Origin of the sequence: Gemmatimonas sp., assembly GCF_044376735.1 — a bacterium.
In the GTDB taxonomy this organism is placed as follows: Bacteria; Gemmatimonadota; Gemmatimonadetes; order Gemmatimonadales; family Gemmatimonadaceae; genus Gemmatimonas.
Window position 1 is genome coordinate 1 of sequence record NZ_JBILKJ010000072.1, and the last position, 13,860, is coordinate 13,860.

Consider the following 13,860-nt stretch of genomic DNA (forward strand, 5'->3'; position numbering starts at 1 on the left):
CCCGGGCGGCTGGAGATGTTTCGGTGGGCGCCGGTCACCTACGAGCGATCGGTGCCCTGGATCTCCGACGCCACATTCGTGATCGGCGTGAGCGGGGTCGTGGCTGCGAAGTCGGGGGCGGCCAAGGAGCGCTACAATCGCGCCGCGCGCACGGCGCACCGTCTCGTGGATGCATGGAATCGCCATGGCGGCGCCCTCGCGGACACTCCGGCGCGCACGCTGCGGGAGGCCTTCGAGGCCGCCTCTGGCGGCCCCGTCACGCAGGTCCCCGACGTCCTGGTTGACGCGGCGCGGGCCGGTGCCGACCACGAGTTCTCCGCCAATCATCTCACGGCACGCCTCGAGCAGTTCTTCGATGAGACGTTCGTGATCGTGCCGGATGCGGCCGACGCACTGGCCAACGGCGACGTGAAGCGGTTCGGGGCGCTGGTCGATCGCTCGCAAGGCGGTGCCGAGCGGGCGCTGGAGAATCAGATCGCAGAAACGGTGCATCTGGCGAGATACGCCCGCGAACTGGGGGCCGATGCAGCCAGCGCCTTCGGTGCCGGCTTTGGTGGCAGCGTCTGGGCGATGGTCCCGCTGAGTGACGCCGAGCGTTTCGCCACGCGGTGGCGGGAGCGGTATCTGCGCACCCATGGATCGGCGTCGCATCGCTCGCAGTTCTTCACGACGCGCCCCAGTTCGCCGGCCTTTGAACTGGTGGACGACGACGAGCGCTGCAGCGGATAACACGGCGCGTGGCCGGGCGCCGCGCCCCGTGGTCTAGCGCACCAGCACGTCGGTGGTGGCGAGCGCCGCGACCAGCCGGATTGCCCGCTCGAGGCCGAACTCACTCCCCGTGTCATCGTACCACTCATCGGCGGTGTGCATTGCGCGGCCAGTGCCCCCCGCCCCGATGGCGATGGCGGGGATGCCACGTGCCAGCGGCACATTGGCATCGGTGGATGCCGAGGCGGATTGCGGCTCGCGTCCCACCGCCCGGGTGGCCGACTCGGCGGCCGTCACCAGCGGATGCCGACTCTCGATCCGTCCGGCCGGACGCTCACCGATGACGGTGATCGCACAGTGCAACGCCTGCGTCGGCGACGTGTGCGAGGCGTCGCGCGCGGCGCGCCGAGCGAGGCGTTCCACCTCGCCGCTCATCGTACCGAGTCGGTCCGGATCGAGTGAACGGAGGTCGATGTCAATCCAGGCCTGCGTTGGCACGCCGGTGAGATGCTCGCCCCCGTGCATGCGCGTGACCGCGACCGTGCCGAATGGGCGGTGCGCGTCGGCGAGGCGGGCGATGGCCGCGATGCAGGCGCCCGCAGCATGCACTGGGTTGGGAGTGCCGGCGTTGGCCCAGCTATGGCCACCGACGCCGGTGAACGTGATGCGCCATCGACGTGATCCCACCGCGTGGTGCACGATGGTGCGGTCTCCGGGGCCGTCAATGACGACCGCGGCCACCGGCGTGCCGCCACGCACCGCGGCGTCGTCGAACCACTGCGTGGCACCGCGGAGATTCCCCTCTCCCTCCTCGCCGACGGTCAGCACGAGCTCGACCGGCCGCTGCAAGCGGGCGCGCACGTCCGGGTGGCGCAGAAAGCGCGCCAGCACCGACATGGCCGCCAGTCCGCGTCCGTTGTCGCTGATGCCGGGGCAGTACGTACGCGGACCGTCCTGCCGCACGCACAGCGGCTGCTCGGCACTGAACACCGTGTCGAGGTGCGCCAGACAGACCAGCGGCGAGCCCTCGAAACGATGGCGCTCCCCTGTGGGCGCGACCCGCGCGATGACATTCCCGGCGCGATCCTGCGTGACCGTGTGGCCAACGTCGCGCCAGTCCTGTTGCAGCATCGCCGCGCGATCGCTTTCGTTCCCGGTCGGTGCGGCGATGCGGGCGATCGCGATCTGTTGGTCGAACACCCACGCGCGTCGGCCTCGCCACGTCGCCAGCAGCGGGGTCAGCCAGTCCTTTCCGGAGTCCGTGGTGGTCATCGCATGAGCTCCATCCCGTCACCGCCCGTTGCACCGCCTGCCGCGCGCTGGACACCGGCGCGCAATGTGCTGGCGCTGGCCGCCGTGAGCTTTCTCACCGACGCGTCCAGCGAAATCATCGCACCGCTGCTGCCGCTGTTTCTGGTGGGCACGTTGGGCGTGACGGTGAGCATGGTGGGCGTGATCGAAGGCGGCGCGGAAACAGTGGCCTCACTGCTCAAGCTGGCGAGTGGATGGTGGTCGGATCGGGTATCGCGCCGCAAGCCGCTGATCGTCGCCGGGTACGCGATCGCGTCCTTGGTGCGCCCCCTCGTGGCCGTCGCCCAGAGCGGCTCGCAGGTGCTGGCGATCCGCCTGATCGATCGCGTGGGGAAGGGAATCCGTGGGGCGCCGCGTGACGCGCTGCTCGCGGCGTCCACGCCGCTGGAATTCCGCGGTCGGGCGTTCGGGTTTCACCGGGCGGCCGATCACGCCGGCGCCGTGGTGGGCCCGCTCGTCGCCCTCGCCTGCCTGCAGTGGCTCGGCATGCCGGTGCGACACGTGTTCTGGGTGGCGGCGATTCCGGGAGCGCTAGCGGTGCTGGTGGCGATCGGGTTCGTCCGTGAGCAACGCGCGCCGTCGGCGGTTGCGCCCGTCGTCGCGCCGGTTGTTGCCGCGCCGCCGGCTCAGGCCGCTGAGGTCGCTCCCCTCGCCGCCCTGCCGCGATCGTTCTGGCTCACGATGGTCCCGATTCTCGTCTTCACCGTGGGCAACTCCACGGATGCCTTTCTCCTGCTGCGGGCCTCGCAGCTCGGGGTCCCCACGGCACTCATTCCGCTGCTCTGGGTGTTGCTGCACCTCGTGAAGAGCGTATCCAGCACCCCGGCCGGCGCCTTGTCGGATCGGGTGGGGCGTCGACCGCTGATCGTGGCCGGCTGGCTGCTCTACGCGGCCGTCTACGGCGGTTTCTCCCTCGCGACCGACCCGTGGCATGCCTGGGCCCTGTTCGGCGTCTACGGCGTCGTGTTCGGCCTGTCCGAGGGGACGGAGAAGGCGCTGGTGGCCGATCTCGTGCCGGCGCGGCGTCGTGGTACCGCGTTCGGCTGGTATCAGGCCACCGTCGGGGTCGCGGCGCTGCCCGCGAGCATCGTGTTCGGCACCGTGTGGGAGCGGCACGGGTCGCCGGCCGCCTTCGCAATGGGCGCCGCGCTCGCCGTCGCGGCCGCGCTGATCATGTCAGTGGTCGTCCTGACCCCACCGGAAGCCTAGGGCGCCCAGCGGCACGGTACGCTCAGCAGCAGCGCGAGCCGGGCTGCCGGTAACGGTCCACGAGGCGCTGCCGTTCAAATGCGCGCGCGTCGAGTGGCGTACAGCCGGGATGCTTGCGCTGCATATGCGCCAGGTAGGTCTCGTAGTCCGGCGCGCCGATGATCCGATGCACCGTCGCGACCCAACGACGCAGCGTGACTTTCCACGGGGTGTCCTTCGCAGCGTATGACAAGGCGAGGGGGGAAGAGGCACCGCCGCGCCACGAGAGCGAACTCGTGGCGCGGCGGGCGCGTGAAGAGGGGCGTCGCTTACGCGTCCACGAGCTGCGTGCGCACGTACGGCGTTTCGCTCGAGACCGGCGCCTGGCTGCCGTTCATCACCTTCACCCACTCGATGATCGACGCGGTCAGGATCACCACCACCGATACCAGGAAGAAGGCGGCCACGGCCGCGTCGAGGCGGTCGTTGAAGATCATGCGCTGCGCGGCCTCGAGCGTCTTGATGTTCGCCGGCAGCGTGCCCGCGGCGATCTGCCCTTCGATCAATCGCGCGTGCGACAGGAAGCCGAGCTTCGGATCGCCGGAGAAGATCTTGAGCAGGCCGGCCGACGACGTGACGATCACCAGCCACACCAGCGGGATGATGGTTACGAACGCGTACTTGGCCTTGCCCATCTTCACGATCACGGTCGTGCCGACGCACAGCGCCACCGTGGCCAACAACTGATTCGAGATACCGAACAGCGGCCAGAGTGAGTTGATACCGCCCAGCGGATCGGTGACGCCCTGGTACAGGAAGTAGCCCCACATCGACACGAACAGGGCGGAGCAGATCACCACCGCCGGATACCACGACACGCGGCCGAGCGGCTTGTACACCTGACCGAGGAGATCCTGCAGCATGAAGCGGCCCACGCGCGTGCCGGCATCGAGCGTGGTCAGGATGAACAACGCTTCGAACATGATGGCGAAGTGGTACCACAGCGACATCGCCGCTTCTCCGCCCAGCGCGCGCGAGAAGAGGTGGGCCATGCCGACGGCCAGACTGGGCGCGCCGCCCGTGCGGGAGAGCAGCGAGTTCTCGCCGACCTGGCGGGCCAGGGTCTCGAGATCGGCAGCCGAGATGGTCTTGAACAATGCCCACCCGTTGATCGTGTCCGCCGCGCTCATGGCGGTGGTCCCGATCACGGCGACCGGCGAGTTGATCGCAAAGTAGATGCCCGGGGTGAGCACGCACGCCGCGATCAGCGCCATCGTGGCCACCAGCGACTCGGTCAGCATCGAGCCATAACCGATCAAGCGGGCATCCGGTTCGCGACGCAGCAGCTTGGGCGTGGTCCCCGACGAGATCAGGGCGTGGAAGCCGGAGATGGCACCGCACGCGATGGTCACAAAGACGAACGGAAAGAGTTTGCCGGAGAACACCGGGCCCGTCCCGTCGATGAACTTGGTGACGGGCGGCATCTCCATGTCCGGCATCACCACGATGATGCCGACCCCGAGGGCCAGCACTACGCCGATCTTCACGAACGCCGACAGGTAGTCACGCGGCGCCAGCAGCATCCACACCGGCAGCACCGAGGCGAAGAAGCCGTACACCATGATCGACAGCGAGAGCGTCACCCCGCTGAGCGTGAAGACGGGCGCCCACGTGGCCGACTCCGATACCCACTTACCCGCGTACAGCGAGAGGAACAGCAGCACCAGACCGCCGGCCGTTGCCTCCAGGACGCGACCGGGACGGATCCAGCGGAGATACACGCCCATCAGCATGGCGATCGGAATCGACAAGCCGATCGTGACCGTACCCCACGGGCTGTCGCGCAACGCGTTCACGACGACCAGGGCCAGCACCGAGATCAGGATGATCATGATGCCAAGAATGGAAACGAGCGCCGTGGCGCCGGCCACCGTTCCGATCTCCTCCTTCGCCATCTGCCCCAGCGACTTGCCGTCGCGGCGAATCGACGCGCACAGGATCACGAAGTCCTGGACCGCACCGCCCAGCACCACGCCCACGAGAATCCAGAGCGCGCCCGGCAGGAATCCGAATTGGGCCGCCAGCGTCGGACCCACCAGTGGGCCAGGGCCGGCGATCGCCGCGAAATGGTGGCCGAACACGATCCACTTGTTGGTCGGCACGTAGTCGCGACCATCATCGAGGCGTTCGGCCGGCGTCGACCGGGTGGCATCGAGGCCGAAGATGTCCGCCGCGATGAACCGGCTGTAGAAGCGGTAGGCGATGAGGTAGGTGCAGACCGCCGCGGTAAGTAACCACGCGGCGCTGATCGTCTCACCCTTGTTTAGGGCGACGGTAGCGAGGGCGCCGGCGCCGAGTACGGCGATGGCGATCCACGGGACCTGCTTGAGCAGGCCAGAGGCAGGAGAGGGGGAGGACATGCCATACGGTGTACGCTCTGGTACATGCCGCTGTCAATGCAGGCCGGTTCGAAACCGGAAAAAATGGGGCAGGACGTACCTCAGTTTGGATGGGTCGTGGCGCTCGCGGCGGGTTTCCCCGTCGCGGCTTCTCTCCCCGACGGCGCCCGATGATCTTATTCCCATGGCTACCCTTGTAACGCTCATCCCCGGCGACGGTATCGGACCGTCCATCGCCGACGCCACCGTGCGTATCTTGGCGGCCGCTGGCGCCGAGGTCGAATGGGACCGCCAGGTCGCCGGCATGGCCGGCGTGGCGCGCTGGAACGATCCGATCCCTGATGCCACGCTCGATTCGATCAAGCGCACCCGCGTCGCACTGAAGGGCCCCCTGGAGACGCCGGTCGGCGATGGATTCCGTTCGATCAACGTCGCGCTGCGCAAGACGTTCGACCTGTACGCGAATGTCCGCCCGGCCTACACGATCGTGCCTGGTCGCTTCGACCACGTGGACATCGTTTTGGTGCGCGAGAACACCGAAGGGCTCTACATCGGGGTCGAGCACTACGTGAAGATCGGTGACGATCCGAAGGCGGCCGCCGAGTCGGTGGCGATCATCACCCGGCACGGATCGGAGCGCATCGTGCGCTACGCGTTCGAGTACGCGATCGCGCACAACCGCCAGAAGGTCACGCTCGTTCACAAGGCGAACATCCTCAAGTTCTCGCAGGGATTGTTCCTTGACGTCGGCCGCATGATCGCGCGCGAATACGAAGGGCGCGTCCAGTTCGAAGAGCGCATCATCGATGCGATGGCGATGCACCTCGTGATGCGCCCCGAGCAGTTCGATGTGGTCGTCACCACTAACCTCTTCGGCGATATTCTTTCCGACGAGATCTCGGGTCTCGTGGGCGGACTTGGGCTGGCGCCCGGTGCGAACTTCGGCACCAACGCCGCCATCTTCGAGGCGGTGCACGGCACGGCGCCCGATATCGCCGGCAAGAACATCGCGAATCCGGGCGCCCTTGTGCTCGCGGCCTGCATGATGCTCGATCACATCGGGGATCGCGGTCGGGCCACGAGCATCCGGAACGCCTTCGAAGGCACCATCCGCGACGGCGCCGTGCTCACGCGTGACTTGGGTGGCACGTCGACCACCGACCAGTTCACCGACGCCGTGATCGCGCGCCTTGGTTGAGCGGCGTACGCCTGTGCGCGTGTTGCATGTGTCGGATATCCACTGTGGCCACCCCTTCGTGGCCGAGCATGTGGCGGCCGCGCTCGAGGTGGCGTCGGCGTCGGCGTTCGATGCCATCGTGATCTCCGGGGATTTCTCGCAGCGGGCGCGCGTGCACGAGTTCGAGCGCGCCCGGGCGATTCTCGATCGGTTCCGCGCCATCGCCCCCACCCTCGAAGTGCCGGGCAACCACGATACCGCGTGGTGGCACGCGCCCTTCGGCTGGGGTGACGCAAGCCGGCTGCACGAGCGCTATCAGCAGTACCTCAACCCGGTGCTCGAACCCGTGGTGCGCGTTCCCGGGCTGACGATGGTGGGCCTCAACTCGGCCGCCGGCATGCTACCAGCGGCGGTGACGTGGTATCCGCGCGACTGGCGCGTGAAAGGCGGACTGACCGACGCGCAGTTCGCGTGGGCCACCCGCGAACTGGCCGCCAGCCCGGTGGGCGACCTGCGGTTGCTGGTGGTGCACCACAACGTCGTGCGCGGTCGCCTGTCGCATCGTTGGGGGCTGAAACGGCCGGAAGCGGCGCTCGACCGCATTGCCGGCATGTCGGTGGACGTCGTGTGCACCGGCCACGATCACGAGGAGCGCACCGAGGTGGTGCAGCGCAGCACCGGCCGTTTTCTCGCGAGCGCCGCCAACACGCTGTCGAGCCGCAGCCGGAAGCGTCGACCGTCCTCGCTCAACGTGATCGAGGCAACGGGCACGCAGGTGACCGTGCGCGCGTGGACGTATCAGGACGGCGCGTTCGGGCCTGGTCCGATGTCGGCGACGCTCGCCCGCCGCTGACGACATTTGACGTGAGCGGGAACGGTGATATCTTAGTGCTAAGATAAGAACCGCCCGCCAGTCGGGCAGGAGGACACCATGTCCACCACGTCGTCGATTCTCGGTCTCCATCACGTCACGCTCGTCGCCAGCAACGCACAGCGGACGGTCGATTTCTACGCCCGCGTGCTCGGCCTGCGCTTGGTCAAGACGACGGTCAACTTCGACGATCCCGGCAGCTACCACCTGTACTTCGCCGACGAAACGGGAAGCGCCGGCACGGTCGTCACGTTCTTCGAGTGGCCCCGCGCGCCGCGCGGTCGCCCGGGCATCGGCGGGACGCACCACGTGGCGCTCCGGGTGGCCGACCGCGATGCCCTGCTGCGTTGGAAGCGTCGTCTCACCGACCTCGGCCTCCGTGTGCGCGGTCCCTACGACCGGCACTACTTCACGTCGATTTACTTCCGCGATCCGGACGGCGTGATTCTCGAAATCGCGACCGATGGTCCGGGCATGCTGTTCGACGAACAGGTGGGCGCCACCGTGCAGCGCACGCCCCCGGCGGAGCTGGTGCGCGGTGGCCGGGATGAGGCGCTGATCGCGACGCTCACGTGGCCGGAGCCGGTGGAAACGATCGATCCGGCCATGGCGCTTACCCACGGCATGCACCATCTCACGGCGATGACCGCGAACGTGGAGCGCACCGACGAGTTTCTGCGCGGCGTGCTTGGGATATCGCTGGTGAAGCAAACCGAGAACTTTGACGATCCCGGCACGCGGCATTGGTCGTGGGGCAGCCCGGATGCCCGTCCCGGGTCGCTGATCACGTATCTCGAGCGCCCGGCCACGGAACGTCGCGCACACATGGGCACCGGACAGGGGCATCACTACGCGCTGGCGGTGGCCAACGAGGCGGAGCAGCTCATGTATCGCGATCGTCTGCTCGAGGCCGGGCTCAACGTGTCGCCGGTCATGGACCGCGTGTACTTCAAGAGTATCTACACCAAGGATCCCGACGGACACATCGTGGAACTGGCCACGATGGGCCCCGGTTTTCTGGTGGACGAGCCGGTGAGCACGACCGGCTCCACCCTGCGGCTCCCGCCGTGGCTCGAGGAGCACCGCGAGCAGATCGAGGCACACGTCGAAGACATCGATCGCGCGCCGTGGCCGTATGACGGATCCGATGGCGATCGGGGGATGCTGTCGCATTCCGGTCGCTCGCTGCCGATCCCCGACACGATGGAGGCGAGTTCGTGAACGATGCTGTCGCAGCAGAACAGGCGGGACCGCATGGTGGCGTGCCCCCGCTCGTGGCAGGCACACCGCTCGAGCAGGCGTCCTACGCGCTCGTACTGACGCACGGGCGCGGCGGCAGCGCTGAGGGGATGCTGCCGATCGCCAGGGCCGCCAAGGCGACCGACGCCGCGCTGGTGGCGCCGGTGGCGGTCGGAAACAGCTGGTATCCGAAGCGCTTTCTCGATCCGCGTGAGCAGAATGAGCCGTGGCTGAGCAGCGCGCTGGCGTCGGTCGGTGCGGCGGTGGAGCAGGTGCGCTCGGCGGGGATTCCGAGCGAGCGCATCATCCTGGTGGGGTTCTCGCAGGGTGCCTGCCTGACGCTCGAATACGCCACGATCGCGGCGCAGGCCAACGTGCGCTTCGGCGGGGTGGCCGCCCTCGCCGGCGGATTGATCGGCGACCAGCTCGTGCCCCGGCGCGACCACGGGTCGCTCAGAGGCACGCCGGTGCTGCTGGCCTGCGGGAACGCCGATGGGCATATCCCCGAGGCGATCGTGCGCTCGTCGGCCGACGTGTTCCGCGCGCTCGGTGCGACAGTCGACTTGCGGATTTATGAGGGAATCGGCCACGACATCGTGGGCGACCAGATCGCCGCGCTTACCGAAATGGTCGGCACGCTGCGCCACACGTTGCGCGGAGCCCCGTAAGCGGCGCATCTTCCGCACCGATGAGCAGCCGGCACACGCAACTGGGTTTCGACTTTTTCGACGCGGCTCCGGCCGTGTCCGATTCGTCGTCGACGGCGGTGTCGGTCGGAACGGCGCCGACCGTAGCGGTGCCGAGGGCCACCGCGCAGCCGATGCCGGCGCCGTCGTTCACGCAGAGCGTGACGACCGCGGTGACGCAGCTGTTCACGCAGGTCTTCTCGCCGGTGCTGACGCCGGCGTTCGTGCCGGTGCCGCCGAAGCCGGTGGCCGACGATACGAGGCCGTCGCGCGGTCGCACGGCCGTGCGGGCGCGCACGGCCGTGCTCTTTTCGCGCCTCGAGGATCTTGGGCTGCGCGGCGTGGACGCGCTGGTGCTCATGCGCACGCGCACCGTGATGGTGTCGATCATCGGCCGGACGCTGCGCATTCACGAAGGATACGCGGAAGCGCCGGAGTCGGTGCTGCGCGCGATCGTGGCCTTCGCCACGGCGCGCAACAAGACGGAGCGCACGACCGCGCGCGAAGCGATCCTGGCCTTCGATGTGGAGCGCGGCCCGTCGGTGCGACGGCAGGAACCGGCGCGCCCGGGTGATGTCGCGATGATCGCGCAGCTCATGGAAGCGCACCGCGAACTCAACGCGAAGTGGTTCGACGGCGCGCTGTCGGTGATACCGCTGCGCTTGTCCGGGAAGATGGCCACCCGACTCGGGCACTACGATCCGGGCTCGCGCCACATGCCGCCCGAGATCGTGATGTCACGCACGCATATCTCGCGGCATGGGTGGCGCGAGGCCATGCACACGCTGCTGCACGAGATGGTGCATCAATGGCAGCATGAAACCGGTCAGCCGGTGGATCACGGCACGGCGTTCCGGCAAAAGGCGCGCGACGTGGGCATTGCCCCTGCCGCGCGCCGTAATGTCACGCCGCTCGAGAAGCGACGCAAAGCGACGGGATGAGTTGAGTTCAGTCGTTACGGCGTGATCGTCGAAGTTCTGGCGGCGAACCGCCAGCTGCTGCCCTCACTCGCCACACCGATCGTGCCGGTGATCCCGCCACTCGCCGTCATGGAGGTCGTGGTGGACACACCAGAACGCAGTCCCCACGTGTTGTCGAACCCGCTTACCCCTGATAGGTCGGGGATCTCCTCCGAGTAGGTACCGGCTGCGCCATAAAAGGCACGTGACGACGAGATCGTCCACGCTCGACTCGTGCCCTGGCCCGCCTGCGAGAAGGTCACACCGAGTGCGTCGTTGTACTCAGCCTGCCACGGACCGCTGGCCCGCAGGCGCACATACGGCGCCGTGCCAGCCGTCACTACGGTGGGCGTTGTCAACAGCCCCCCCAACGCGATCGTGCGGTTCGCCAACTCGCGGTTGTATTGGAACACGCCGCGTGTGGTATTGCCATCCTGCGCGCTGGACGTCGAGAAGACGAGATGGAAATCTCCGGTGGCCAAGCGATTGCTCGGTACTCCGTACACCGTGTTGGTGCCCGTGCCGCCGAGCAGCGAACCAAACAGGAACGACCCGCTCGTCCCGTTGCTTGTCACGAAGGACGTAATCGACTGAGAGATCTCGCCCGCGCCGATACCCGTCGTTGTGTACGTCGCGGTGGACGGCGCGAAGGACTCGGCGCCGGTGAAGTCGATCACCGGCATGGTGGAGTTGGCCGCGTAGTTCACGTTGCGACGCAGCACCACACGATCCGGTGTCAGGGAGGGAATGAAGCCCGCGCCGATGGTGGTCGAGAAGCGGAAGGCCAGCAGGTCACCCAGACCGTCACCAACGTTCGCCATGCTGAAGGTGGTCGCCGGGCCGGTCGCGGTGCCGATCCCGCCGCTCAGATACGCATTGCCCGTTTGTCCCGCGCCAAGGTTGGCGAAGCTGCCGTTGAGCGTTTTGCCAGGCGGGTTGGTGGTGCACTCCTGCAGAGCCGTCGACGCCATCTCGGTGGCCGTCAAGTTGTACACCGCCACGCTCGCGACGCCGTTCTCGAGCGGCCGGGCGATCGCCACCGAGCCGAGGCCGCTGAGGCTGAAGCTGTAGGTGTTGTTCGCTCCCGCCGTGACGCGCGTCCACGCGCCCGACGTCCCGTTACGGAAGGCGAAGAACAGCGGCAGATCCGTCGGATCGCAGAAGCGCCACGCGATACTGCCGCCCCCTCCGCCTCCGCTGGCGGTGACGGAGCCCGAGACGCCGGTCGTCACGTTGGCGAGCCCGGTCGCGGTACCGGTGATGGTCGCGCTGAAGGCTCCGGTCGTGGCGTTCGCCGCGGCCGTGAAGGTGACCGTGGCTGAGGTGCCAGTGACCGCGGCCGGAGTGAACACGGCTGACACGCCGCTGGGCAGACCGGCAATCGTGAGATTCACGGCTCCGGCAAAGCCACCAGTACGTGTGACGGTGACCGTGCTGGTGCTGGTGGCACCTTGCACCAGCGTCGTTGCCGTTGCCGCCAGTGAGTACGCCGGCGCCGCCGATACCGTCAACGCGATGGCCGCCGTTTGCGCCGTCACCCCCGTTCCTGACGCGGTCACCGTCACCGTGGACGCTCCCACAGCGGCTCCTGTGGTCGAGGTCAGCGTCAGGGTGCTCGTCAGGGTGGCACCGGTGAGCGCCGCGGGCGCGAATGACGCGCTCACGCCGGCCGGAAGTCCCGTGGCGGCCAGCGCGACGTCAGCCGCGAAGCCACCAAGGCGCGTGATCGTGACGGCCGTCGTCACCGCGCTGCCCGCCGCAACCGTAACCGTGGCCGGCGTGGTGGAGATCGTGATGCCGGGGGCCGCCGTGATCGTGACCGCAACGGTTGTGGTGGCCGCCGTCACACCAGTGCCCGTCGCGCGCACGGTGAGATTGTACATACCCGGTGCCGCGGTGCCCGCGGTCGAAATCGTGAGGGTGCTGGCCGTCGCAGCGGAAAGGACGGGATTCGCCGAGAAGGTGCCGGTCACTCCCGCCGGAGCGCCTTCAAGGGCCAGCGTGACATCACCAGCGAAGCCGCCGGTGCGCGATACCGCGATCGCCGTCGTGCCGCTGGCGCCCGCCACGATGCTGACCGCAGCCGGCGTGGCTGCTACCGCCACCGCCGGCGTCGCCGCCGCCGTCAGCGTGAGAGCGAGACTGGCCGTCTGCGTGGTCACCCCCGTGCCCGACGCGCTGATCGTTACCGTGCTCGCGCCCGGCGTCGCCGTACCCGCGACGATCAGGGTGAGCGTGCTGGTGGTCGATCCCGCCGCGATCGTCGCCGGCGTAAACGTGGCGGTGACGCCGGCGGGGAGGCCCGTCGCGGCAAGCGCGACGGCGTCCGTAAAGCCGTTGGAGCGCATAATCGTGATCGGCACGGTGGCCGAGCCGCCCACCACGATACTCGCCGCCCCACTGCCGGCCGTGAGCGTCACCGCCGGTGCCGGAACGGAAAGCGCATAGGTCGCGGTCGCAGCCGTCACACCACTGCCGGCCGCGCGGATCGTGATCGTGCTCGATCCCGCCGTCGCCGTCGTCCCGACGTTGAAGACCACCGTCGCACTCGCGGCCGATCCCGACAACGATGCGGGAGTGAAGGTGGCCGTCACGCCCGCTGGCAAGTTCTCGGCGGTCAGCGCCACCGTCCCGGCGTATCCACCCACTCGACTCAGTGTCAGCGTCGCCGTACCGGACGCGCCTCGCGCGACGGTGCCCGACGACGCGGAGAGCTGCAACCCGATACTCTGGGTCACTGGGGGCTGGGTGGACCCACTGTCGCCGCCGCTCGAACAGGCCGCGAGGGCGAGGGTGAGAAGGGCGGAACGAAACAACGACGGCCGATAATACATTCGTTCTCCTTGCGAGTGGGTGTGACCGATCACCTCGTAATTGCGCCGCGCGAGGCTGCCCGTGTCAACCAAACTCGAGCATGGTGGCCACTTCACGTTGCCGTTCGCTAGATTTCCGCAACGACCCTTACGCTCCTCCAGCTGAAAGGCTTTCCCAATGGCGACTGATCTGCTGTCCGCGAGCGCAATCCCTGCGCTGCCCTCCGTCGAGCTCAAGGCGCACGCCGCCGATCTGTTCAACATCGATGCCGCGCTCACCGAAGAAGAGCGTGCGATCCGCGACACGATTCGCAAGTTCGTGGACGAACGTGTGCTCCCGATCATCGGCGAGTGCTACGTGCAGGGCCGCTTCCCCGACGAGCTCGTGGCCGAGATGGCCGAACTCGGCGTGCTCGGTGCGAACCTGCCCGAGGAGTACGGCTGCGCCGGGCTCTCGAGCGTGGCGTACGGCCTCATCATGCAGGAACTCGAGCGCGGCGACTCGGGCA

General features: G+C 68.1%; 11 protein-coding genes and 1 pseudogene. 8 read left to right on the forward strand and 4 right to left on the reverse strand.

Annotated elements, in window-relative coordinates:
• A pseudogene (locus ACIRA7_RS10685) lies at positions 1-729 on the forward strand (galactokinase); the annotation flags it as partial.
• Positions 730-762: 33 nt separating this feature from the next.
• On the opposite strand, the gene ACIRA7_RS10690 reads toward ACIRA7_RS10685, so the two are convergent.
• The gene (locus ACIRA7_RS10690) at positions 763-1,980 is read right to left on the reverse strand and encodes a M20/M25/M40 family metallo-hydrolase (RefSeq protein ID WP_396220829.1); all 1,218 of its coding nucleotides are present in this window, start codon (positions 1,978-1,980) and stop codon (positions 763-765) included.
• Positions 1,981-1,983: 3 nt separating this feature from the next.
• Here ACIRA7_RS10690 and ACIRA7_RS10695 point away from each other — a divergent pair, with 3 nt between their 5' ends.
• Positions 1,984-3,228: an MFS transporter gene (locus tag ACIRA7_RS10695; protein ID WP_396220830.1), complete on the forward strand. Its 1,245-nt coding sequence runs from the start codon at positions 1,984-1,986 to the stop codon at positions 3,226-3,228.
• A 22-nt stretch (positions 3,229-3,250) separates the two neighbouring features.
• Here ACIRA7_RS10695 and ACIRA7_RS10700 read toward each other — a convergent pair whose 3' ends face one another.
• Positions 3,251-3,460, reverse strand: coding sequence for a YbdD/YjiX family protein (locus ACIRA7_RS10700; protein ID WP_396220831.1), 210 nt, complete (start codon positions 3,458-3,460; stop codon positions 3,251-3,253).
• Positions 3,461-3,536: 76 nt separating this feature from the next.
• The gene (locus tag ACIRA7_RS10705; protein ID WP_396220832.1) at positions 3,537-5,627 is read right to left on the reverse strand and encodes a carbon starvation CstA family protein; all 2,091 of its coding nucleotides are present in this window, start codon (positions 5,625-5,627) and stop codon (positions 3,537-3,539) included.
• 163 nt (positions 5,628-5,790) lie between these two features.
• On the opposite strand from ACIRA7_RS10705, the gene ACIRA7_RS10710 reads away from it, so the two are divergent.
• From ACIRA7_RS10710 to ACIRA7_RS10730, 5 genes are all read left to right on the forward strand, one after another.
• Complete coding sequence (locus ACIRA7_RS10710; RefSeq protein ID WP_396220833.1) at positions 5,791-6,804, forward strand: isocitrate/isopropylmalate dehydrogenase family protein; 1,014 nt, start codon at positions 5,791-5,793, stop codon at positions 6,802-6,804.
• 13 nt (positions 6,805-6,817) lie between these two features.
• Positions 6,818-7,636, forward strand: a complete 819-nt coding sequence (locus ACIRA7_RS10715) for a metallophosphoesterase family protein (RefSeq protein WP_396220834.1) — start codon at positions 6,818-6,820, stop codon at positions 7,634-7,636.
• Between the two features lie 78 nt (positions 7,637-7,714).
• Positions 7,715-8,875, forward strand: coding sequence for a VOC family protein (locus ACIRA7_RS10720; RefSeq protein WP_396220835.1), 1,161 nt, complete (start codon positions 7,715-7,717; stop codon positions 8,873-8,875).
• Positions 8,872-9,561 (forward strand): alpha/beta hydrolase, encoded by a 690-nt coding sequence (locus ACIRA7_RS10725; RefSeq protein ID WP_396220836.1) that lies wholly within the window; start codon positions 8,872-8,874, stop codon positions 9,559-9,561. The genes ACIRA7_RS10720 and ACIRA7_RS10725 overlap by 4 nt, the downstream gene beginning before the upstream one ends.
• Before the next feature lie 20 nt (positions 9,562-9,581).
• On the forward strand, positions 9,582-10,520 hold the full coding sequence (locus ACIRA7_RS10730) for a SprT-like domain-containing protein (RefSeq protein ID WP_396220837.1): 939 nt from the start codon (positions 9,582-9,584) through the stop codon (positions 10,518-10,520).
• Between the two features lie 14 nt (positions 10,521-10,534).
• Here the strand turns inward: ACIRA7_RS10730 and ACIRA7_RS10735 are convergent, their stop codons facing one another.
• Positions 10,535-13,354, reverse strand: a complete 2,820-nt coding sequence (locus tag ACIRA7_RS10735; RefSeq protein ID WP_396220838.1) for a beta strand repeat-containing protein — start codon at positions 13,352-13,354, stop codon at positions 10,535-10,537.
• Between the two features lie 175 nt (positions 13,355-13,529).
• Here ACIRA7_RS10735 and ACIRA7_RS10740 point away from each other — a divergent pair.
• Positions 13,530-13,860: acyl-CoA dehydrogenase family protein (locus ACIRA7_RS10740; RefSeq protein WP_396220839.1), on the forward strand; the 331-nt coding region annotated here is incomplete at its 3' end.

Excerpts from the sequence above, each read along its gene's own strand:
- ACIRA7_RS10705 (WP_396220832.1), bottom strand. The coding sequence starts at position 5,627 with ATGTCCTCCCCCTCTCCTGCCTCTGGCCTGCTCAAGCAGGTCCCGTGG.
- ACIRA7_RS10695 (WP_396220830.1), top strand. The coding sequence starts at position 1,984 with ATGAGCTCCATCCCGTCACCGCCCGTTGCACCGCCTGCCGCGCGCTGG.
- ACIRA7_RS10730 (WP_396220837.1), top strand. The coding sequence starts at position 9,582 with ATGAGCAGCCGGCACACGCAACTGGGTTTCGACTTTTTCGACGCGGCT.
- ACIRA7_RS10710 (WP_396220833.1), top strand. The coding sequence starts at position 5,791 with ATGGCTACCCTTGTAACGCTCATCCCCGGCGACGGTATCGGACCGTCC.
- ACIRA7_RS10690 (WP_396220829.1), bottom strand. The coding sequence starts at position 1,980 with ATGACCACCACGGACTCCGGAAAGGACTGGCTGACCCCGCTGCTGGCG.
- ACIRA7_RS10720 (WP_396220835.1), top strand. The coding sequence starts at position 7,715 with ATGTCCACCACGTCGTCGATTCTCGGTCTCCATCACGTCACGCTCGTC.